Origin of the sequence: Altericista sp. CCNU0014 (assembly GCF_044923475.1) — a bacterium.
Taxonomy (GTDB): domain Bacteria; phylum Cyanobacteriota; class Cyanobacteriia; order Thermosynechococcales; family Thermosynechococcaceae; genus JAAURS01.
This window is the reverse complement of the sequence record NZ_CP137338.1, coordinates 5,302,242-5,324,793: the sequence shown is the minus strand read 5'-3', so window position 1 is coordinate 5,324,793 and position 22,552 is coordinate 5,302,242. Positions and strand designations below refer to the sequence as shown.

21 protein-coding genes are annotated in these 22,552 nt (G+C 53.5%); 9 read left to right on the top strand and 12 right to left on the bottom strand.

Annotated elements, in window-relative coordinates:
* Positions 1–15: 15 nt before the first annotated feature.
* From R6H26_RS25410 to R6H26_RS25385, 6 genes are all read right to left on the bottom strand, one after another.
* Positions 16–993 (bottom strand): glycosyltransferase family 2 protein, encoded by a 978-nt coding sequence (locus R6H26_RS25410; protein ID WP_404786563.1) that lies wholly within the window; start codon positions 991–993, stop codon positions 16–18.
* 207 nt (positions 994–1,200) lie between these two features.
* Positions 1,201–1,683, bottom strand: a complete 483-nt coding sequence (locus R6H26_RS25405; protein ID WP_404786561.1) for a DUF4079 domain-containing protein — start codon at positions 1,681–1,683, stop codon at positions 1,201–1,203.
* A gap of 163 nt (positions 1,684–1,846) precedes the next feature.
* Complete coding sequence (locus R6H26_RS25400; RefSeq protein WP_404786560.1) at positions 1,847–2,734, bottom strand: alpha/beta fold hydrolase; 888 nt, start codon at positions 2,732–2,734, stop codon at positions 1,847–1,849.
* 203 nt (positions 2,735–2,937) lie between these two features.
* Positions 2,938–3,282 carry a DUF1815 family protein gene (locus R6H26_RS25395; RefSeq protein WP_404786559.1) on the bottom strand — a complete coding sequence of 115 codons (345 nt, stop codon included), beginning with the start codon at positions 3,280–3,282 and terminating at the stop codon, positions 2,938–2,940.
* Positions 3,283–3,925: 643 nt separating this feature from the next.
* Positions 3,926–4,858 (bottom strand): class I SAM-dependent methyltransferase, encoded by a 933-nt coding sequence (locus R6H26_RS25390; protein WP_404786557.1) that lies wholly within the window; start codon positions 4,856–4,858, stop codon positions 3,926–3,928.
* Between the two features lie 87 nt (positions 4,859–4,945).
* Positions 4,946–6,019, bottom strand: a complete 1,074-nt coding sequence (locus R6H26_RS25385) for a RuBisCO accumulation factor 1 (RefSeq protein ID WP_404786555.1) — start codon at positions 6,017–6,019, stop codon at positions 4,946–4,948.
* A 247-nt stretch (positions 6,020–6,266) separates the two neighbouring features.
* Here R6H26_RS25385 and R6H26_RS25380 point away from each other — a divergent pair, with 247 nt between their 5' ends.
* From R6H26_RS25380 to R6H26_RS25350, 7 genes are all read left to right on the top strand, one after another.
* The gene (locus tag R6H26_RS25380) at positions 6,267–7,448 is read left to right on the top strand and encodes a response regulator (protein ID WP_404786553.1); all 1,182 of its coding nucleotides are present in this window, start codon (positions 6,267–6,269) and stop codon (positions 7,446–7,448) included.
* Between the two features lie 39 nt (positions 7,449–7,487).
* Positions 7,488–7,856, top strand: a complete 369-nt coding sequence (locus R6H26_RS25375; protein ID WP_404786552.1) for a PleD family two-component system response regulator — start codon at positions 7,488–7,490, stop codon at positions 7,854–7,856.
* A 31-nt stretch (positions 7,857–7,887) separates the two neighbouring features.
* The gene (locus R6H26_RS25370; protein WP_404786551.1) at positions 7,888–8,391 is read left to right on the top strand and encodes a chemotaxis protein CheW; all 504 of its coding nucleotides are present in this window, start codon (positions 7,888–7,890) and stop codon (positions 8,389–8,391) included.
* Positions 8,392–8,475: 84 nt separating this feature from the next.
* The gene (locus R6H26_RS25365; protein ID WP_404786549.1) at positions 8,476–10,461 is read left to right on the top strand and encodes a methyl-accepting chemotaxis protein; all 1,986 of its coding nucleotides are present in this window, start codon (positions 8,476–8,478) and stop codon (positions 10,459–10,461) included.
* A 45-nt stretch (positions 10,462–10,506) separates the two neighbouring features.
* A complete protein-coding gene (locus tag R6H26_RS25360) occupies positions 10,507–12,462 on the top strand; it encodes a methyl-accepting chemotaxis protein (protein ID WP_404786547.1) in 1,956 nt (651 codons plus the stop codon).
* 94 nt (positions 12,463–12,556) lie between these two features.
* Complete coding sequence (locus tag R6H26_RS25355) at positions 12,557–16,246, top strand: response regulator (protein ID WP_404786546.1); 3,690 nt, start codon at positions 12,557–12,559, stop codon at positions 16,244–16,246.
* A gap of 77 nt (positions 16,247–16,323) precedes the next feature.
* Positions 16,324–16,665 carry a hypothetical protein gene (locus R6H26_RS25350; protein WP_404786545.1) on the top strand — a complete coding sequence of 114 codons (342 nt, stop codon included), beginning with the start codon at positions 16,324–16,326 and terminating at the stop codon, positions 16,663–16,665.
* Between the two features lie 242 nt (positions 16,666–16,907).
* Here R6H26_RS25350 and R6H26_RS25345 read toward each other — a convergent pair whose 3' ends face one another.
* The 6 genes from R6H26_RS25345 to R6H26_RS25320 all read right to left on the bottom strand — a co-directional run bounded on the left by R6H26_RS25345 (position 16,908) and on the right by R6H26_RS25320 (position 21,494).
* Positions 16,908–17,378, bottom strand: coding sequence for a hypothetical protein (locus R6H26_RS25345; protein ID WP_404786544.1), 471 nt, complete (start codon positions 17,376–17,378; stop codon positions 16,908–16,910).
* Between the two features lie 9 nt (positions 17,379–17,387).
* Positions 17,388–17,645 carry a hypothetical protein gene (locus tag R6H26_RS25340; protein WP_404786542.1) on the bottom strand — a complete coding sequence of 86 codons (258 nt, stop codon included), beginning with the start codon at positions 17,643–17,645 and terminating at the stop codon, positions 17,388–17,390.
* Positions 17,646–17,984: 339 nt separating this feature from the next.
* The gene (gene leuA, locus R6H26_RS25335; protein ID WP_404786540.1) at positions 17,985–19,703 is read right to left on the bottom strand and encodes a 2-isopropylmalate synthase; all 1,719 of its coding nucleotides are present in this window, start codon (positions 19,701–19,703) and stop codon (positions 17,985–17,987) included.
* Between the two features lie 548 nt (positions 19,704–20,251).
* A complete protein-coding gene (locus R6H26_RS25330; protein ID WP_404786538.1) occupies positions 20,252–20,536 on the bottom strand; it encodes a type II toxin-antitoxin system YafQ family toxin in 285 nt (94 codons plus the stop codon).
* On the bottom strand, positions 20,533–20,748 hold the full coding sequence (locus R6H26_RS25325; RefSeq protein WP_404786537.1) for a hypothetical protein: 216 nt from the start codon (positions 20,746–20,748) through the stop codon (positions 20,533–20,535). Before R6H26_RS25325 ends, R6H26_RS25330 begins: the two co-directional genes overlap by 4 nt.
* A gap of 206 nt (positions 20,749–20,954) precedes the next feature.
* Positions 20,955–21,494 carry a DUF2939 domain-containing protein gene (locus R6H26_RS25320; RefSeq protein ID WP_404786535.1) on the bottom strand — a complete coding sequence of 180 codons (540 nt, stop codon included), beginning with the start codon at positions 21,492–21,494 and terminating at the stop codon, positions 20,955–20,957.
* 90 nt (positions 21,495–21,584) lie between these two features.
* Here R6H26_RS25320 and R6H26_RS25315 point away from each other — a divergent pair, with 90 nt between their 5' ends.
* A complete protein-coding gene (locus tag R6H26_RS25315; RefSeq protein WP_404786534.1) occupies positions 21,585–21,992 on the top strand; it encodes a GFA family protein in 408 nt (135 codons plus the stop codon).
* Positions 21,993–22,123: 131 nt separating this feature from the next.
* On the top strand, positions 22,124–22,486 hold the full coding sequence (gene rplS, locus R6H26_RS25310) for a 50S ribosomal protein L19 (protein WP_404786532.1): 363 nt from the start codon (positions 22,124–22,126) through the stop codon (positions 22,484–22,486).
* Positions 22,487–22,552 lie beyond the last annotated feature (66 nt).

The following is a 22,552-nucleotide window of genomic DNA, read 5'->3' as shown; positions in this document are numbered from 1 at the left end:
TCTGAGATTAAAGGCTTAGGAAACGGTCGGTCGATCGCTTTCAACGGTTCGAAATTTTTGGAGAAATATATTAAAGAAGCGACTTGGAAAGACAGAAAATAGCAATATTTTTAAGGATAGCGTAACCGATCTTTTGCGCAGTAGATTAGAAGGCCAAGTCCAGATTGATTTCATCCAATTCTTGCGCGCGTGGCGGATTCCTTCATTTGTGTCGGTTCGAGCCAGGTAGAGATTGGCCAGGTAGAGATACAAGTTTGAATGGGTTTTGGTTTTTAAGTATCTTAACTCTGCAGGTGCCGAGTTAAAAATTTTATCCATGGTTCTCAGGGTAGATGCTTTGACCAGATCCAAGCTAGAACAGTTTGACGTGCTGTGCTGGCGATAGTAAACCAGGGGCTGAGGAATGAGGGCCACTTCCCACGCTAGGGCAACGCGAAAGCAAAACTCCCAATCTTCCCCGTGAGTTAGGGTTTCGTCAAAACCGCCAACGGAGTCTAAGGCCGCGCGCCGCACGAAAATATTAGAGCCGCTGCCCACGACGTTCTCCTCAACGATTTCACGGTAGGCTTCTGGGCCTGTTGCGCTAGGACACATGAGCAGCTTAGTCTCCGCTGCTTTATGCACGGCGTAGTTCCATTGATAAAACCAGCCGTAAGACAGTCCTGCTTTGGGATTTTCTCTGAGCGCTTCAACCTGAAGTCGAAGTTTGTCGGGATCCCAAAGATCGTCGGCATCGAGAAAGGCAATAAACTCTCCCCGAGCGACGGCTATCCCCCTATTGCGGGCAGCGGAAACGCCCCCATTTTCTGCCGAGATGACTGTAAGTCTCGGATCGCCAATCTCCCGAACGATTGGGACGGTTCGATCTGTAGAGGCATCGTCGGAAACGATGATTTCAAAGTCGCTAAATGTTTGGTTCTGGAGGGACTCGATAGTCTCTACAATGTATTGTTCTGCGTTGTAGGCAGGGATAACCACAGAGACGGATGGCATGGCAGCTCACATAAACGACTGAAGGCGGCAAGCAACCGATATAGAGGCGATCGCCGTGCAGATGGAGCAGAATATCGCGCATTCTGTCCATCTTAACGTTTCAAGTTCCGCGATCCCCCCAGGCACGGCTACAGCACGATCGACCAGAGGCTCGAGTTGATGGCTGGGAGCGGAGAAACCGCTCTTGCTTCTGGATCCCGTACAGGCTTAAATCGACAACCCCAAGTTCAGTCCTAAAAAGGCGTGCACGACAAACAAACCCAAAACTGCACTGCCAATGTAAGCATGGGCCGATCGCAAAATACTTTGTCCGCCAAACTTCGTTGCTGCTAGCAGTGCGTTCGTCAAGAGGAGCGCGAGAACGATCGATCCAGTCCAAAAGTGCGGGCTCTCAAAGATCGGTTTGTCCTGCATGACGAGGGAAAGGACGCCGCCTGTATAACCCAGGGCAATAAATAAAAACATGAGGGGTGCAATTTTGGCGTGCTCGCCGCGCTTTGCTGCTGCCGCTTCTGGATCTTTTGCGACCAGCGTGCGGCCTTGCCAACCCGTGATGCCCGCAAACGAACCCATGACAAAAATGACGATTCCCATCATGGCCGGATGCCCCCAATGAACGATGGGCTCTGGTACGCCCAGGCTTGAAAACCAAGCGGCGATCGGTTCTAGTGCATCCCGCAATCCAGACATGGAATTTTCCTCTCCGACAGAATCAACTATTAAGAAATACTAAGCTCATTCTAGAGGAGAACTCCGGATCTAGCTCAAATTGACGCATTTGTCTGTTGGTAAGTGTCTTGGACCTTTCAATTTGCGAAAAAGTTTAGAGGTTGGTGCGATCGCCAGCGATCCTTCAGATGTCTTGGCGATCTTTCAAGAACGAGAGCAGTTCTATGTTGACCAGTTGCGGCACTTCTTGCTGGATCCAGTGGCCGCATTCCGGGATGAGCTTGAGGCGAAAAGGCTTAGCAATGAAGCGCTCGAACCCTTCCGTCAGCGACGGACTCAGGATAACATCCTCTTTGCCCCAGAGCACCAACGTGGGGACTTGGATGGGACGCAGGGGATCGGAGAGGCGAGCCAGCCAAGTTTGAGGCGAGAGCCAGTTGCGGTAGTAGCTGAGGGCAGACGATAGCGCCCCCGTTTTGGAAAGCGCCGACTGATAAATGCGCAGCGTTTCGCCGGAGAAAGCGGCTTTGCGAATGGCCTGACGCTGAAACCAGTCTTGCAAAAATTGACTTAGATTTTGCTGGAGCATCCACTCTGGCACGCCAGGTACCTGAAACGCCAAAAAATGCCAGTGACGCCGGAGTCGGTCCAAGTTGCTAAATAAAGTCTGGCTGAGCGAGCCGGGATGGGGAGCGCTGAGCAACGATAGGCTGTGAAGCGATTCGGGGAACTTCTGCGCTAGGTTCCAACCAATCATGCCACCCCAGCCGTGACCCACGATGTGAGCCTTCGAGAAACCGAGGTTATGAATGAGTCCTAAAATGTCCTGGGCCAGCGTATCCAAGTCATAACCCGTCTGGGGTTTGTCAGAATCGTTGTAGCCTCTCAAGTCGGGCACGACCACCTTAAACTGACGAGCCAGCGCCGGAATTTGAAAGCGCCAAGAGTACCAGAATTCTGGAAAACCGTGTAACAGGAGGACTAACTCTCCCGATCCCTGCGTCACGTAATGTAAATTGATGCGATTCGTCCGAACAAACTGATGCTGCCAAAGTTCGACAGAAGTAGACATAGAGCAGGCAAACCCTTCAGCCTTGAGGCGAGAAAAATTAACTTGAGTGCAGCGCCGCTTTGGCCTTAACTAAAAGCATGTGGCGCCTGAGAGTCATGTGGTGCCGCTCGAAGGAACGCAGTTGAAGGCCCGATCTGCAGTGCTGAGACTTTTGACGTCAGGACGATTCCAGCTCGCATCTCAGTCTCGCGCTCTGCTCGGTCCTAGACGGCCTGAAGGGTTTCAGATCGAGCGGGTAGGCGGTTTGGTAAATATTTGACAAGGTTCGCCAGTTCTTGAAGTTGATTGATGGCTTCAGCCCCCTCAAGCTTCATCAGTTCGCGATCGTCGCGCATCTCGGTCCAAGTAATGCCGTAATCGGAAACTAGGAAGCGGATCAGGTGGTTGTCGCCCAAACTGACCATGAACGATGCGCCATTCATCTGCATGCCGCAGGTGTAGCAAGAGGCAGGATAGCCATTGTGTTCGAGGACCTTAGAGAGAGCCTGAAGGCTCATGACGAGATCTTGAACAAATTGGCGATGTTGATCGGCAAGTCGTAAAAACACAGGATTCTCCAATCATCACAACGTCATTGTACCTTTCTTTAGACTTTTTTAAACATTCATTCAAAAAATAGACTTGATTTTTGAGCACAGGTTATGCGTGTAAGACTGGAACACGCGTGAATTCGTTCCAAGCCATGGCTCTAAAATCGAGTTGCAAGCAAAATTTAAGGAGATTTAACGGCTCTAGATTTAAACCGCCCCAAAGGGGTGCAGATTTAATCAATGAGGAATCTAGAGCGAACGAACCATAGGCTGAGAGAAGTCATGAATGTAGCACTTCTCCGGCAAGGTCGGTGTGATTGCGATACTTTGTGGCGATAGATTATGAAACTTTAAGGGGAGATGGCTCGTCCTCAAGCGCTGAGATATTCTACGAAGTTTGATTTCAAGCACTTTCTAGCCTAGTTGCGTTTTGGCAAATAAACGATTTGACTTTGCATAGATTTGTCAAGGTTTACTGAATTCTGTGACTGAGCTGCAACAAAAGCACTCAGATCTTCGTGAAACTGCGACTTAAATAAATCAGTCGATTGGTATAGGTCGAGTTCGGTTTGCATCCTGCATGGGTTGCATTCAGAACGTTTTAGCACAACTTGCCCTTGCGCGATCTGGGATGCGTTCGACCCATGAATGATTTGAATGATTAGGGTCGAGCGATCGCAATGAAGGTGCGATGGCGAGGGCTGTTTTGGGCCGCAAAGGGTTTGCTAAATCCGGCGTTCGCCATGGACTGCTCCATATCGAGCGTAAAGTATTCGTCTAGATAGGGTTCCGTGCTTTTGAGCAGGGTGAAGACGTAGGGCGGCAGTTTGGCAAACACTTCGGAGTTTGGATTCATGTCCATGATGGCCAGATGACCGCCCGGTTTCAAAAGGCGGCGCGCTTCTTTAAAGATGGCTTGAGTGGCCTCTTGCGGGAGTTCGTGGCACATCAGGCAAGTCGAAACCAGATCGAAGCTGCTATCGGCAAAGGGGGTGGCTTCTGCGGCGCTGTGCACCCATTCGACAGCGCGTTGGGTCTGTTGGGCGCGGTATTGGGCGATCGCCAAAAAGTAGGGCGACAGATCCAATCCGGTCGCGCGAGCGTTGGGATAGGTATCTTGAAGGGCAAAGGTGCTCATGCCGACACTGCAGCCCAAGTCTAAAATGGTTTGGGGATCGGTGGGGATCTGCTGTTTGAGAAGGACGTGGAAACTCTCTCTGAGGCGGGCATCCCCTGCTTTCGAACCCGCATCCGACCAGATGCGCGCGTGGGCGGCATAGGCGGCCACTTCTACTTCCGTGGCGGCTTGCCAGCTTAAGTTACCCGTTTTGTAGGCGTGAAAAGGCTGTAAATAATAGTCGGGATAGGTCAGGTCGGGGTTTTGAATTTGCGCTAAGGCCGCTTGCCAGGTTGCATCTCCCCGCGCTCGAAGGGTTTCTGCCTCCTGCGTCCACTGCACGCCGATGGATTCGGCGCGTTTGACCATCATGGCGCGAGCTTGATGCTTGAGGAGGTCGGCCACGGGGGCGATCGCCAAAATGCCGTTGACGAGACGAGAGGCTAAACCTGAGGCAGCGGGAGGAGCAGAGTTCATAGGTTGAAAAATAGACGATGGGCGATGGCAGGAGGTCGATCCCCAACGCGATCGCGATCGTTATTTTAGCCTGGAAACCTCGCGCGCTTACTCGTCCAGCACCCAAAGCTCCTTCGTCGCTTCTTCGTCGAAGATGCGCTTGGGCCGTACGACCACCACCACTCTTCCTAGAATCTTTTCGGTAGGCGCTTCGGCAAACCACTGAATGTCGAGTTCGCCGCCCGCGTCAACCGCAAAATAGCTGCGATCGTCCCAGTCGCGCTGCGCCCGGTCGATGACGACCAAAACCTCTTCAGATGCCTGGTCGGGCGGGATCGGAAGGCGATCTCCGTCGCTCAGCACGGCTACGGCATCTTCCGCGCTGGCGATGACCTGCCAACCCGGTAACGGAACCCACGCGCCTTCCCCCGCAAACTTGACCGCGTGGAACGGGCCTTCTTCTTCGATCGACGGGACAGCTCTGAGCGCGTCTGCAGGTAGGGGAAGTTTGCCCAACAGGGGTAGAATGCGCGGCAAGTCTAGTTCGGAGTCCGGGCGAGAGAGCGGCAGGCGGGGGTGTGGCTGCGCTTTGGTGACGCTGAAGTCCGTCAATAACTTTTCGATTTCTTTGCGCGCGCTGTCGCTGTGGGCAAACTTGAGTCCCTTGGCAATCAGGCGCGATCGCTCTTGGAGGTCCGATTTTTGCTTGGCTTGCACCCAGCTTTGATGGGCTACTGCATCGCCGGGGTGGTTGGTGAAGGCTTCCGGCGGCTTCTTGACTCGGGCAAAGTCCTTTAGGGTGCGCACGAGGTCGTGGGCTTCATCGGAGTCAAATTTGTGCTGGAAGGCAAAGGTGGCGATCGCCGGTCGTTCTGGCTGGGTAAACACCCGCAGTTCGTACAAAATATCGCTGCCGCGATGGCCGAAGTGCTCTAGCGTCGCAGGATCGGTATTGGCCTGTTCCAACCCTTTGTAGACCTGAGCGGCCACGATGACCTGATTTTGCTGGATAGGCTCGAAACCCGTCTCTTCAAAAATAGCTTGGGGAGAATAGCCCGCCTTTTGAAGCTGCTGGCAGGCTTGGCCCCACTCGACCCAGCTTCCCTGCTTGCGCCGCAGCATTAAAAAGAGAGTTTCGGCATTGACAGCGTCATCCGCTGGAGGAGTCAGAGGTTCGGTCATGGTCGAAGCAAGTTCCGCACAAACAGAACGAATGAAGGTTGCTTCTCTAGCTTACAGGTTCGAGCGGGATAGGATTTCTCCCTGCTGCTGCGATCGCCCCCGCAACGACTGCCAGAACGAGGCGATCGGGGGATTAAATTTCTACACCCAAAAAAAAATACTGCGCAATTGTAACACCGACTCTCCCAGGAGGGCAACCTACCTACAGAGGTCATTTAACCGACCCATGCGTCTTGGTGGTTGAAACATGACAGTAATGTACGAAACCCGTCAGTTTTCATTTCAAGGTCAAGAACTTTCCCAAAAGTTGCTTGAGAATATCTCCGTCAATGCGAGCGGATATTGGAAGCATCAATTCGACCGGCTATCGGCGCGCGAAACGGCATTTAACTGGTATTTGGGTGTATCTGACGGGCAAATCGTTCATTCTGGTAGTACCCCTTGGAGTTCTGCCGTATTGCTGCGGTTGGTGCAGCGCTACGTTCCCCAAGCCCGACAGGAGCCCGCAAAAAGCAGCTTTACGCTGCTACAAAAAAAAGTGCAAGACAATGCCATTGCGCCTGCCGAACTCCTAAAGCAACTGGGACAGTTGGGAATTGCCGATGAATCTCAGCTCAAAGCAGCTTCGCGCCTTAAAATTCTGAGCGATCTAGATACCTATTTGCTGATGGGGTCTGGCAACGCAACTTTTGTCCCTGAAGTTTCGATGGCGTCTAAGAGTCACCAACTGCTGAGGGCCGACGCTCAAGTTCTCATTCGCGGCGCGCTTCAGCGGCAGGTCCTGTGGCAGCAGATCAAACAGCAAGTTCCATCCTTAAATCTAATTCCCAAACTGAATGGGGAAGCCTTTGCGCAAGCCCCTCTATCGGCAGTGCAAAAACAACGCATTCAGGTACTAGTGCAGTCTGGCAAATCGATCAACCACGTCGCCATCGGTCTTGGCAAAGATAGTTTAGAAGTTGCCACTATGTTTGCCCGACTGGTCAAAACGGGTTTAATCGAGCTGAGCGTTCCTCAGAAGTCATCGCCCTCGGTCATCATGATTATTGACGATTCCCCCTTGGTGCTGAAGCAGTTTCAGCATTGGGTGACGGCCCTGGGCTACCCCGTGGTGGCATGCCAAAATGCCGTGGCAGCGCTTTCTACGATCTCGCAGGTGAAGCCCGCCACTATTTTTATCGATATCAACATGCCCGGTATTTCGGGGTTTGAACTGGCGAAACAGATCCGCCAGCAGCCCGAAATTGCTTCTATTCCTCTCGTCATTCTGACGGGGGAGCAAAAGCTGTCCAATAAGTGGCGAGCCCAGTGGAGCGGGTGCGACTTTTTAACCAAGCCCCTTTCCCTCGGAGATATCGGCGAGTTTCAGGCGCAGCTTCAGGATCTCCTGCAGCGTTTGGCGGCGTCGTCTGGTCCGGTGGCCGCATAAAGTTTCATTCATCGCAACTTACTTTTCAAGGAGACAGAAATGCGTTTTCTCATTATTGATGACAGTTCGGTCGATCGCCACGCTCTGGCCTCGGTGCTAGAATCCCTCGGTCATGCCGTAGATCAGTGCAGCAGTCCGACAGATGCGCTGAGCACGATCGAAGAAGGCAAGTATGACTTGGTGTTTTTAGACGTCGTAATGCCGGAACAAGACGGCTACAAGTTTCTGCGCGCCATGCGCCTCAATCCCAAAACGGCCAGCCAATACGTGGTATTTTGCTCCAGCAAAAAAACGCCCTTGGAAATTAACTACGGCGTGAAGCGTGCGGGAGCCAACGATTACCTGCCCAAGCCCGTCTCCCGCGACTCTGTTGCGGAAGTTCTAGAACGCATTACCGCAGTTGTTTAAGGCCAAAAACAAGGACAAATCAAAAAATACCATGACTGCGATCGCCTCTACCCATGCTTCCATCCCGGCCCAAAGTGCTGCGGTTGTCTCGAAATCTGCCCTGAGCGATCGGTTTATTCTGACCCAGGTGCAGTCCGCTACCCTCGTCATTCCAGCGGAATGGATTGCAGAAATTTTTCGGGTCGAGCGATCGCAGATTCTGCCCCTACCCTTTTACAGTCCCCTGCTGGTCGGCATTACCCACCAAGGCGGACGAGTGCTGCCGCTGCTTTCTGCCCTTCGCCTTCTGCAGGCAGAATCCGTTTCCCTCAAAGAAAACAACATGGCGATCAAGCTGAGCGATGCAGCCGGAGTGCTGGCACACGTCGGCTTAATCGTCGATCGCACCTTGGGCAGTCAGACCCGTGCAGAACTTCCCATCGCTTTATTTTCACCCCAGCCATCCTCTAAGGAATCCACGGTGCTCTTGCGCCCAGAAACGATCGACCCGGAACTATGGCAACCGCTGTCCTGGATTCCAAACAACAGCCTTTAGCGAATCCGTCTTTACTGCGGTCTAGCCCGAGCGCTTGCGGTATCTGGCGATATCTTCCACGAAATTACTTCCCGAGTAGCGTTTATGAAATTTACAACCCCCAAAGCCATCAAGATTTCAGATGAGATCGACCTACTGAACTTGGACTTAAATGCGGAAGCATTGACAGGCGCTGCACCCCTAAAGCGAGTGCAGCGGTTTGTGCGTTCTAACTTGATTGGCAGCATCGCCGTTACCATTGCGGGCAGCCTGACGCTCACGGGGGTTTCGACTTGGAATACTTGGAATATCTATAAAAGTTTCCGTTCTACGGTCGATCGGCAGTTTCAGCTTGAGAAACTGAGCGGTAAGGTGGTGCATTTAGATGAAGTGTTGACCATGTCCGCTCGGATGGCGGCGAGTACGGGCGACCTGAAATGGGAAGAGCGCTACAACGCCTACGTGCCCCAGTTGGATGCAGCGATTAAAGATACGCTGGCAAACGTGGCCGAGGACATCCGCATTGAGGCCAGCAAGACGGACGATGCCAATAAAAAGCTCGTCGATCTGGAAACAAAAGCGTTTGAATTGGTGCGCCAACGCCAACCGAAAGCAGCCCTTCAGCTTTTGCTGGGACCTGAATACAGCAGCCAAAAGCAAATCTACGCGGCTGGGAACCAAAAGGTGTTGGATCGCATCGAGCAATCCATTCAACAGCAGTTGCAAAGTTACCAGCAGCGGCTGTTTGCATCAATGGTGTTTGCGGGTGTTACCTTGCCGATTCTGTTGGGCAGTTGGATTTTGGTGCTCTCGGGAGTGCGGGATTACATTCGCGATCGCCAACGGGCACAGCAAGCCATTCAAAAGTCTCAAGAGGCCTTACAACTGCTCAACGCAGAGCTAAAGGTTGAAGCGACGACCCGCGAGATGCAAGAGATGATGGTGCGCTCTGAAAGCGAAGAGCTTCAGAATGACATCGGCCACCTGTTAGATATCGTGTGCTCGATCGAGGAAGGAGACTTGACGGTTCAGGCTGACGTGAGCGAGCGCGCGACGGGTCTGATGGGAGATACGCTCAACCGTCTGGTGGAAGAACTGGGTCGAATTGTCAGTCAGGTTTCTACCACCGCCGGGCGGGTTTATGCGAGTAGCGATCGCCAAAAAATCATTGCATCGACCGTTGCTGAAAGCACTGGCGAGCAAGCGCAGTCTGTCACCCAAGTTCTTTCCCTGACCGAAAGGGTGCGATTGTCTGCCAACAGCGCTGCCGCTCAGCTTGCCGAAACGAACCAGGCGCTGCTGATGCTTCAAACGGCTGTTGCCAACGGACAAGGTGCCGTCGGATCCTTGACCCAAGAAATCGAAGTGTTGCAGTTGGGGAGCGATCGGATCGTCCAGCAGATGAAAACCCTAGGGGAATTTGTGGGCTTGGCCGACCAGTTCGTGCAAGATCAAGGGGAAATTGCCACCCAAACCCAAGTCCTCGCCCTCAATGCCTCTCTCGTCGCCGCCCGCGCTGCCGAACAGCGCGACCCCAAGCAGTTTGCTGCCGTCGCGCGCGAGTTCGAACTCATTGCAGGTCAGGTCAGCCAACTGGCCCAACAGACCAATGAGGGCCTTGCTAACCTAGAGCAGCGCAGCGTCCAAATTCACCGGGTCGTGTCGGATGTGGATACAGAAGTGCAGCGCCTGGGCGGGCTGGTGTACAGCTTTACCAGCGGGGTAAAACAAACCCGCGAGGTGTTCCAAACCGTTCAGACGGTTACGGGCAACGCGGTACAGGCCGGAGATGCGGTTGCCCTAACCAGTCAAAGCATCGTAGAAGCCGCAGACTCAACGGCTAAAGCAATGGACGCCATTACCGTCCTGTCTCGTCAGATCGCCCAACAGTCTCAAGACGCGCAGCAGATTTCCGACCAAATGAGCGGCCTATCGGAAACGCTCATCCAAAACGTGCGGGTCTTCAAGTTGCCGGAATCGGTTGCGGGTGCTGCAGCGGCTGATATCCTTCCAGACTCTGCCCCAGAGCTATTCGACCCCGAACCCGCGTTCGATCCCCAACCCGCTCTCGTGGGAGCGGTTGAGGTTTAGCCCGTCTTTTGTTTGCGTCGAAGTTCGTTCGTTGTTTAGAGAAATATGATGACCTCTGAAGACTTTTCAAAACCGCAGTCAACCCGCGAGCCAGCAGGATCTGAGCTGAAGGGCGCTCCCTCCGGTTCGTTAATCGCACGGGTGCAGTCTGTCCTACAGCAGCGCTTGGTGGGAACCATTACGGTTTCGCTCCTGTTTAGCGTGGCCATGACGGGCACCTCTGCCTGGAATGTATGGCGGATTTACCAAGGGCTGCAAACGACCGTCGACCGTCAGTTCAAGCTTCAGAATCTGAGCGGTCAGATCGTTCATCTAGACGAGGTTTTAACGATGTCGGCGCGGATGGCTGCCAGTACGGGCAGCACCAAGTGGGAAGATCGCTACAACCAATACGTGCCCCAGCTCGATGCGTCCATCAAAGCGGTGCTCCAAGATATCCCCGTATCCGAGCAGGCTAAACCCGAGCAGACCGATGCGGCCAATAAAAAGCTGGTGGACATGGAAACCAAAGCCTTCGAACTCAACCGCAAGGGCAAGTCTCAAGCAGCGCTCGCGCTGCTCCTCGGTTCTGAGTACGAACAGCAGAAGGCAATTTATAGCTCCGGTATCAATGGCACCCTCGACACGGTGAAGCGCAACGTTGAAACCCAGCTCCAGTCCTACCGCCAGAACCTAGCCTGGTCGATCGCCTTTGCGGCTTTGAGTTCGCTGGTGCTATTGCTGAGTTGGTCTGTGGTACTGTTGGCGGTGCGGGGCTACATTCGCGATCGCCGCGCCGCCCAAGCCTCGCTGGTTGCCTCTCAAGCAAACCTCCAGCAGCTCAACCAACAGCTTGAAGGCGAAGTAGCGCAGCGCGCCGCCCAATCCGAGCAAATTCGCGAGGAAAGCGAGCTGTTAAACGCGGATATCGCCCATATTCTGGACGTGATGCTGGCCCTAGAAGAAGGCGACCTCACGATTCAGGCCGACGTGAACGAGCGCGCGACCGGTCTGGTTTCCGATACCCTCAACCGCCTCGTGGAAACCCTCAACCGCATCGTGTCGGTGACGGTTTCGACGGCGCAGCAGGTGACCTACAGCGCGGGCGAACTCGAACAGCTCGCCGCCGAAACCGCACAGCAGGCCCAGTACCAAACGGGTTCGGTGGAAAAAGTGCAGTCTCTCATGGATCGGGTGAACGCCCTCACGGAAGACTCGCAGCACCAGGCGATCGCCACTGAGGAAGCCGTACGGTTGGCCCAAGCAGCGGTCGTGGCCGGACAGCAGGAAATGGGTCAGATGGTGAGCGGTATTGCCACCCTCCAGCAGGGGACCGACCAAATCGTGAAGCGCACCCAGCTCCTGACGGACTTTGTGGACTTGGCTTCCCAGTTCTCCAAGGACCAAAAGCGAGTGGCCTCCTTAACCCGCGTTTTGGCTCTAAACGCTTCCACGCTGTCTTCGCGCGCCCTCAAGGAACAAAACCCCGACCAGTTTGCCAGCCTTGCCAACGAGTTTGAAACCATCGCCCGTCAGGTCAACGACCTGGCGACCGAAACCAACCGCAGCTTGGTCGCACTCCAGCAGCGCACCGACCAAATTCAAACCGTCACCTCCGGTCTCGGTCAAGACGTATCCGAGATTAGCAATCTGGTGCAGGACTTCACGAGCGGCGTAGGTCAATCTCGCCAAGCTTTTGAGAACATTCAGCAAGTAACCACTCAAGTGGCCCAGGTGGGCCAGCAGGTGAGCGCGTCCAGCCAAGACATCGTGCAGGTCGTGCGCAACACCCTCACCGCCACCAGTGCGATCGCCACCGTCGCCCAAGAGACCGAAGCGAAAGCCAGCGTCACCCGCGAACAGGTCGAAGCAATGGGAGATCTCGCGCGCACCCTGCTAGAAATGGTGAAGTTTTTCCGCCTCGGTGCGGCAGATCCGTCTCTCGCGCTCTTGCCCGCAGAGGACCAACGCTTCGTCCCCGAACCAGATACAGCTCCTCAGCTTGCGTCCGTAGGGGCCTAACATCTCCCCATCTCCCCCCAGATCTAACCCGTTAATCGGTTCTCCCTCTCCCTAACGTCCAACCTTCAGCATCCCCTATAGAGTCAGCGGCACCATGACGGCATCTGAACCCCAATCCCTTTATTCCTGGACTCCTGCCACAGCAGACGACGCAGAAGCAGAGCTTCAGCAAGAGCTGCGCGCCATGTTTGACGTGGACACCCAGCAATACCTCCAGGACTACTTCAGCCTCGTGCAGGGACTCAACGATCGGTCCTGGGCTGCGGATATTCAGCATATTTACCGGGCGGTCCACACCATTAAAGGCGGTGCCGTAACGGTGGAAGCCGATGCCATGCTCCATGCGGGGATGGTTTTAGAAGATTTGCTTTCGGATTTGCGCTACTTAGATCGCGCCCCGGATCTGTCCGACGGCCAGCTCTGTAAAATGCTGCTGGAGGCCGGAGAGCTTTTGAGCAGCAGCATCGAAATTAAGGGGACGGGCGCGGCGGCGATCGCCCAGGTGCAGCCTACTGTTCGGCGCATCCATACTTTGCACGAACTGATCCGGCAGCGCTATCTGCCGGATTGGAACGAGCTGAAGCAGGTTCATCAAGAATTTGCAGAGCAAGGATTTGACTTGGTCGTGCTAGAGCTGGAAATGGCGCTGAACCAGCTTCCGCCCCAAGGGATGGTTCCCCCGGACATTCTCCAAATCGCCCAGCAAACCCTGATGCAGCTCGCCCAAATTGGCGGCGACTTGCAGTTTGCCGAGAGCTGGACGCCTTTAATGGCCCAGTGCCAAACCTTGGTCGATCGGGCCGATAGCTCGCAGTGGAAACGCTGCTGGCTGGAGTATTTTCAGATCTTAAAAGAATGTGCGAAGCAAGGCGGCGAGCTGAGTCCCGCACTGCAAGCTCGGCTAGCGGCGATCGACGCTCCATCGGATTCGGTGGCACTCGATGCGGTCCCTGTCGGTTTAGAGCCTGCAGGCGTAGCAGCTCCCGACCTCGACACCTCAGTTGCAGGTCATTTTGCCGAGCAAGAGTGGCTGTCGGAGTTTAACTTAGATGAGTTTTCAGACCTCGCGACGTTCGGTGCCGAGCCGCTTCTGTCAGAACTACAAGAAACTGCTGCCTCTGACGAGATGACAGCCGACCTTCCAGAATGGCTCAGCGAGTCCGGCCTGGGCAACCTAGCGCTCGATGCCTTAGCGTCAGAGACGGTCGTCCAAGAGCGTCTGGCGCTCGATGCCGTAACGTTCCATCAAGCGGCAGCAATGGCGCAGCCAGATGCGGTTGGGGCAGATCTCTCCGAGCTAGAGCAGATCGAACTTTTCTTAGACTCCGCTGGCATCTCCGATCTTTTCCTGGATGGATTTGAGGGTGCAGATATAGCGGCGATCGCAGCGGACCCAGCGTCCGCAGCGGACCCAGAGTCCGCCAATTTCGGCGATCGATCTGACCTCAACACCCTCGACGATCTCACTGCCGCTCTCAATGGATTGGGAGATGCGGATGCAACGGCGATCTCCGATCTCAGCGACCTGCCCGATCTCAGCGTCTTAGATCGCGGTTCTGTCGCGCCCGCCGGACTTGAGGAGGTGGATACGGCGTTTGGCGATCGGCTCGATCTGAGCGTCTTGGACGATGTTTCGGTTGCGTTCGATGGGTTTGAGGATGCAAGTGCTGCGGACCCAGAGTCCGCAGCGTATTCCGAGTCTGACGACTTTAGCGATCTTTCCGCCCTCAATACCTTAGACGATGCCGAACTCTTCTCCCTCAGCGCAGAGGATTGGGCCGAGCCTTCCGAAGGGTTTGTCCCAGCCTCCGCTTTTGAAGAGTTAGGATTGTTTCCGCAGGCAAACGCCCAGCCTCAGCCGTCCGCCGCAGTCAATGCAGAAATCGCCAGCCCGGAACCCGTTGCCGAAACCAAACGCGGCGTCCAGATTTCTGTCCCCTTGGAACGCCTCGACCAGTCTGCTCAGCAGGTGGTGGAGACCTTGCTGACCGCTCGCGGCGTCATGAATAGTTCCCAGAAACTTCAGACCCAGCTGGCACAAATTACCGCTCTCACGCAGGAAAGCGCCCAATTTATTACCCGCCTGCGCCAACTCCAGGATGACTACGCGCTGATGCGCACCCTCAGCGACGATCGCAATGACTCCAATAACGTCAACTTAGAGCGTTATCGTCAAGGGTACACCACCATCAATCGCCTCCTAGAGAACATCTTGCGGATGTCCGAGTTGGGGCAAGAAATCGAAACCGTCACCCAGCAAACCTCCACTCGCCTCGACAAGCTCGATCGCAGTATTCTCCGGCTCAAGGACGGTATTGAAACCAGCCGTCTGGTCCCCTTCCGCAACCTGAGCCTCCGCGCCCGCGCCATCGTCCGCGACCTCAGCAATCGTTACGGCAAACCCGTGGAGCTATCGGTCCAGGGGGAACAGGTGGAACTGGATGCAAGCATTCTCCAGCAGCTCGAACCTGCCCTACTCCACCTCCTCAGAAATGCCTACGATCACGGTCTAGAAACCGTTGAAACGCGCCTCGCCCACGGCAAGCCCGCCCAGGGAACTATTCAGCTCTCGCTTCACCGTCGCGGAAACCTTTACCGTCTCGTCCTCCAGGATGACGGAGGCGGGATCGACGCCCAGGCGATCGCCCGCAAGGCCCAAGAAAAGGGATTTGCCCTCAACCAAACCCGCACTTCAGCGGAGCTATTAGCCGTCCTCTGCCAACCCGGCTTCAGCTCCCGCAGCGCCGTGACAGAGGTCTCCGGTCGCGGGGTCGGGATGGATGTGGTTGCGAGCCAAATTGCAGCCATGAACGGGAAGTTCAGCCTCGAAACCCGTCCCGGCCAAGGCACTGCCTTCATTATTGAAGTGCCTGCCCCGCAGCTTTTGGTCCCCTGCGTGTTGCTAGAAGTGGGCGATCGCACCGTTGCTCTCCCCACGGACGACATTTTAGAAACCGTTCTGCTCGGTCCCGGCGATCTCTCGCCCTTAGAAGCAGAGCATCCGTTGTTGACCTGGTCCGTCGAGACCGACCGAGGAACTGCCCCTGGGTTTGACCTGGCTAACTACTGGCTCCAACCGGGACAAGCTCCCTCGCAATCTTCTGCCAAGGCTTGGTCCGATACGGCGATCGCAATCAGAACGCGATCGGCTGCGGGGAAGGGTTCTGGCACAGATCTGTGGTTCATTGCCGATGACCTGCTGACCCAAGAAGAACTGCTGATCAACCCGCTCCCTACCCCCCTCGTCGCCCCCGTCGGACTCCTGGGCGTCAGCCTTCAGCCAGACGGTCGCTTAATCTCAATCTTGGATCCGATCGCGCTGGCGACGGCGCTTCAGTCTGCTCCTGCGGCGAAGAGTGTCAAAGCATCTCAAGCACCCAGCCCCGTCCCCGTCCAATCCTCTTCTATCAAGATTTTGGTGGTTGACGATGCCGCGTTGATGCGTCGAAGAATGGAGGGCAGTCTCAGCACCAACGGCTTTACTGTTTCCACCTGCTCCGATGGTTTAGAAGCCTGGAACTGGCTCCAAACCAACGAGCGTCCAGACTTGATGATTACGGATGTCGAGATGCCCAACATGGATGGGTTTACCCTCATCGATCGCTGCCGTCAGGCTGGCTTGGAGCTTCCCATTTTGGTTGTCTCTTCTCGACTTTCTGAAGAATGGGGTAAAGAGGCCCGCCGACTGGGTGCCAGCGATTATCTCAACAAGGGATTTTCAACCCCAGAATTGATTGCTAAGGTCAATCAACTCCTGATCGTCTCAGTTTCTGCTTCAACTTGAACGATACCTCGTTTGGTATCCGAGCAATCTGGGTACGCTGGGTAGTACAAACATTCAGCTTACTGGGAGACACAGCCGTGCAGATCGTCACTAAACTTGCTGGAATAGCGTTAATGCTCTTGTCCTTTTATTTTCTGGGACAAAACATTATCTTCACGTCCAGCATAGGCCGCTACTGGTGGATTGATATATCAGCGGCTGGGGCTGTCATTACACTATTTCTAGGCGTTCTCTCTCTCGTTTTCGGAGGGCGCGATCTTAAAGCTCTGGGGTGGGCGCTCCTCTTTATTGCGGTTCTTTTGGTTTTTGTAAGCGCTGGCGTCATTCTAAAGCCCACAAGTTTATGGGTTTTCTTCTTATCCGTGATGTCAATGGTTTGCGGGTGGAGCCTTTTTCGGTTTGGCCGATTGGGTTTGTAGTAGCTAACCGCACCTCGAATTATACAAATCTACTTGTCGTAGCTACACATTAAGATCCCCCTAAATCCCCCTTTTTAAGGGGGACTATGAGTCAATTCCCCCCTTTTTAAGGGGGGCTAGGGGGGATCAGATGTGTAGCGTGATTTTGCAAAATTGGTATTAGAGTACTAGATTGCAACTCGACCCCTCACGTTCTTTTTGAAAAAGCGAGGGGTCGAATTGCAATTCATCCGGTTGGTGTGCTAAATTGCTGTCTCTAATCCAATTTCTGTTCGGATGTCTTTCAGTATTTTATACTCCCACCTTTCAAAAGAAGATTGATTGAGATTTTTGACTTGTACCCGCTTGCCCATCTGAAACCCTCTCTCAAAGGTTTCAATATCTGAAGCCTTTAAACGATATTTTTCAGGGTATAGAACTCGTGCCGCAAGTTTGAAGATGAACAAATGAACTCGATTGGTTCGAATATCGTTCCCCATCGTAAATCCAACGACATAGGCCTCGTTTTCTGAAGTAAAACCTTGCTTCAGTAACAGGTGAAGACAGTCATGGCCGTAAAGATCGATACATCCCGGCAACGCTAGCGGACTCTCTGGGTTCTCTAGCAACCATACGATAAAGGGAATTTTGGATGGAGGGTCTCCCTCAAGCGTTTGATAGGCTCCTTGTAAAGTGAGCGTATCTAAGCCGTCGGGATAGGTGTGCCACAGCATAACTTCAACCTACTTTAAAACCCACCGATAAATGCCCAAGCAGTCCACAAATACGAACAGCGAACCTGCATAGATTGTCATCGAGGTGTTTCGCGTTAGGACAGAAGAGAGCAGCATCTGGCTGGAACTCAGCGCTAAAAAGAAGAACCCATAGCTGCTGATGTCAGTATTGGAGGCCAACATAATGCCGCCCGCTACCGCACAAGCACTGCTCGATGCTTGAAGTATTTTTGACGATGCATTATGGGCTGGCTCTAGACTTAGCATTTTGATCCCCGATTTTCCTGTTGGATGGAATATAACAAAAATTTGATATAGAAAAACCTCTTGATTTCAGCCGTAATTTCTATTGCTGTAAATCTTGAAAGCCCTTTCTTCTCTACCTAATTTAGGTTTTAGCAACTGCTGATTCAACCGTAAAACTACGGAATTTAAGCCAATAAATTCTCGTTAAATGAAAGCTTTAAGCCAGTATATCTATGTATACGTTGGAGAAATATTCAGATAAAAATAACCTCTTGAGATTGCGATCGAGCGCATTTTGAGGTCTCAAGAGGTTATTTTTATTTTGAAATTAAGAACGATCGCAATGAGAACGAGGCCGCACTAGCGATTCAATAACGGCAGCAGCTTTCTTTCAAATCGTCGCTCTATTTTTGCTTGGAGGGCTGGGTTCATTCGAGCGGCTCGGTTGACAGCGCTGAGAATTGCCATTAACGAAGCCGTGACGATATTGGCATGAATGCCGACCCCGTGCAGGGTACCCGATAATAAATCTGCCCCCATTTCCACAATTGCGATCGCCGCTGCATCGCTCCCCTGGCCTAGCGATCGCTCTTCATAGCGATGCACTTGCAACCCCAACCCGAGAGCATCTAGAAATGCATCGATCGGCCCATTTCCGCAGCCGCGAAGGGGAAGGGGTTGCCCAAAAAATTCCAGAGATGCTGCGATCGTCTGTCCGTCGCCTTCTGTTTCTTCGAGGTGGTGAGCGCAGTAGGTAAGGGGGGAAATTGCCCGCACGTACTCCCGCTCGAACAAACGCCACAAATCTCCAGACGAAAGTTCCGTTCCGTCTGCATCCAGGACGCGCTGAACCGTTTGACTCAGCTCGATCTGCAACCGTCGAGGCAGCACCAACCCGTAGTCGCGCTCCAGCAAAAACGCCATTCCACCCTTACCGGACTGACTGTTCACCCGAATCACCGACTCGTAGGTGCGGCCCACATCGGCAGGATCGAGAGGTAAATAAGGAACCTCCCAGATGGCATCCGGCTGCTGAACGGCAAACCCCTTCTTAATGGCATCCTGATGAGAACCCGAAAAGGCCGTAAACACCAAATCTCCCACGTAGGGATGGCGAGGGTGAATGGGCAACTGGGTGCAATCCTCCACCGTTCGCGCGACTGCGTCGATCTGGGAGAAATCCAAACCGGGGTGAATGCCTTGGGTGTAGAGATTCAGCGCCAGCGTCACCAAATCTACATTGCCCGTGCGCTCGCCATTGCCAAACAGACAGCCCTCCACCCGTTCGGCACCCGCCATTTGCGCCAGTTCCGCCGCCGCAATGCCGCAACCGCGATCGTTGTGGGGATGCACGCTCAAAATAACGCTGTCTCGTCGGGCTAAATGGCGATGCATCCATTCCACTCGATCGGCAAAGCCATTGGGCGTTGAAACCTCTACCGTGGCCGGAAGATTGATAATGGCCTTCCGCTCCGGCGTGGGTTGCCAAACGTCCAACACCGCGTCGCAAATGTCTTTAGCAAAGTCCAGTTCCGTAGCCGTAAACGTTTCCGGCGAATACTGAAAAATCCATTCCGTCTGGGGCTGTTCCGCTGCGAGTTGATTGAATAACGTTGCCGCAGAAGTGGCCAAGTCAATCGTTCCCAGACGATCTAGCCCCAATACCGCGTGGCGAAACACCGGAGAAGTGGCGTTATACAAATGCACGATCGCCCGTCGAGCGCCTTGCAGCGATTCAAACGTGCGGCGAATTAAAGATTCCCGCGCGGGGACTAAAACCTGAAGGGTCGCGTCATCTGGAACGAGTTGCTCTGCAATCAGATGGCGGACAAAGTCAAAATCGGTTTGCGAGGCAGACGGAAAGGCAACTTCAATTTCTTTGAACCCCAGCTTCACCAACATCTGGAACATTTTGAGCTTGCGGGGGACGGACATTGGCTCGATCAGGGCTTGGTTGCCATCTCTGAGGTCGGTGCTGAGCCAGATGGGGGGATGGGTGAGGGTTTGGGAGGGCCAGGTGCGATCGACTAACTCAACAGACTGAAAGGGTTTGTATTTTGTAGCGGGATATTTCAACATGATTTTCGGTAGCGCGATTTAGGTTTGCAGTAAATAGCTATGGCAAAAGCAGGGCTGTCTGGGTGCCGTAGAGATCGAGCCAGACAACCCACGAATAGTCGCAGTCCAAGCAGTAGATGCAGGCACATAATTTTCTCCTAATCTGTTCGAGCAGAATTTACAAAAATGGATTTCGCCATTCCCAATCGCAAGCGTTAGTGCAGCCAACGCCCAGGCTAAAGTTCTACAAAGACGCGCCGGAATGTCTTAATGGACAAACCTCGAGCAAACGCTTGAGACAATAGCAGGTAAAAAATTTTGTCGATCTAGAACAAGGTTATTTGCGCGCTAGGCGCAGCAGCAGTCCCAGCCCAAGCAATTGGCTGAAGACAATGTAGAGCGATCGCTGCTGTGCGTTCATAAAAACCCGTTTGATTCGGCTAGCTACAGTTTATCATCCCCTCTTTCGCCAGCAATGATGGCTTCATAGATAAATGTTTCTGGGGTCATACGTTCTCTCAATCTGCACCGCTAACCGCACAGTTAGAGGAGTAAAGATCGACAAGCTTTTAATACACTTCGTCATGAGTGCCAATATCAATCAGCAAAATTTCTTCTTCACCAGAATCAGGATTTTTTACAAAATCGAACACAATGCGGCAATCATACTCAACGCTGCAAGACCAAGCGCCTGCAAGACGACCTTTGAGCTTATGGGTCCGCAGAGACATATCAAAGGGATCGGTAGACAGCAGCCTCAGCTTACCTAGAATCTTAGGCTGGAGATCGGGTCTGCGCCGAATCGTCGCTTTGTAAGCACGCTTGAATGAAGGAGCAAACGCTAAGGATTTCAATGATTTAGCTCATTTACGATGTCGTCAATGCTGCCACGGACTACTTGTCCAGCCTCATACTCAGCTTTGGCCTGAATAATATTTGCGGCTATTTCTGCCCGTCTATTTTCAACTAAGCGCTTTTGAAGAAGGTCGATCAGCACCTGTTGATCTTCAGCCGGAAGCGCTTCGACAGTCTCCATCGCATTGTTAAAGATCGATGTTTGAGTCATTGGGTTACTGCCTACTAAGAGAGTTTTAAGACTGAACAAGTACAAAAATAGCATCCAGATTTTGCTGCTGGTTGCAATTCATGATTAGTCTGCGCACCACATGGAAACCTTTCTTGTAGCCCCGTTGGTGCAGCCTGTTCGCAAGACTTATTCAATCGCTGGGTTCATCTAATAATTGTAACTTCTCAACAATCGCTCCTAACAACCTAAGGCTTGGGCAATCGCACGCCCGTCACTTTCCACCCCAACCCTTGCCGCGACAGAATGAGTTCGACCGGTGGTACATCTTCCCCCTTTGGCTTCACGCTCACGACAAATCGATCGAACGACTCGTAGCCGGAACGCACATCCACTTCCGCCGCCTTCTCCGACAGAGTCTGAGCGCCGCCACCGCCTTCTCCAAGCTGAAGCCGCTGCCCTTCCAAGAGGGCCATGACGCCCTGAGGCGTCACCATCGTATCGATCGCGGGATTCAAGATCGCGCTGCCCAAGGCAGCACCTAGCAAATTCAAAAGCGGATTGTCTTGCTTTGCCGTCTCTTTTAGGATCTCCGACTGCAAGTTATCCTTAATGCTTTCGCGCAGCGCTGGAAAATCGACCGAGCTTGAAATGCTCTGGGCATCGCGGCGCTCGACGGCCTGGTACATCTGGTACAGCGTGAGGTACGGGCTGGCATAAAGTAGCCCACCGCCGACAAAAGCGGCGATCGCCCCGCCCGCCAAAAACAATCCCTGGCGTTTTGCCATCGTGTTGCTCTCAAAATTTCAATATTGCCCGCTCGCTTTGATTATCCTAGGAAGCGAGTCCCAACGTCTCTCCTCCACCCCGACATCGCAATGAACGGCAATGTTCCCCCTCCCGGTTCTCAATCCTTCAGCGGCGGCTGCCACTGCGGAGCCATTCGGTTTCGAATTTGGGTCAAAGACTTTACAGTCGTTGACTGCAACTGCTCCATCTGCCAAAAAAAAGGATTTTTACACCTGATTTTGCCCCCCGAGCAGTTCGAACTCTTGCAAGGCGAAGACGCCTTGCAGACCTATACCTTTAATACGGGCACCGCCAAACATCATTTTTGCAAAACCTGTGGCATTGCACCCTTTTATAGACCGCGATCGCACCCCAACCACTACGACGTCAACCTGCGTTGTATCGACAGCGAATCCTTTGAATCCTTGCTGCAGCGCTTTGAGTTACAGCCCTTTGATGGCCGCCAGTGGGAGCAAAACATCGATCGCATTGCCTAGAAAAGATAACGCGATCGAGTCCTTTGGCGCTCGCATGCCGCAGCCCCTCCCCGCCCAGACTCATAAAAATTTTCTGGACAATTGTGTCGAGATTGCCTTAGAATCGGATCTTGCGGCTTTAAAGGGAACCTATGCACGCCCAGGAGATTATCCGCTCTATTGAAGCGGAATATCAAAAGAAAGAATTGCCCGAAATCCATGTGGGCGACACCGTTAAAGTCGGTGTCCTCATTCAAGAAGGCAACAAAGAACGAGTTCAGCCCTACGAAGGGACTGTCATTGCCAAGCGCAATGGCGGCATCAGCGAGACCATTACCGTCCGTCGGGTTTTCCAAGGCATTGGGGTAGAGCGAGTCTTCTTGCTGCACTCCCCACGCGTTGAAAGCATTACGGTCCTGCGCCGCGGTAAAGTGCGACGCGCGAAACTGTACTACCTACGCGATCGGGTTGGGAAAGCAACGCGGGTCAAACAACGCTTTGACAGACCGCTCTAGTTTATTGGGGCCAGTTCTTTTCAGAGCCACCGCCACCTTTGGTTCGGCTCGGGAGAGTCATCAAGC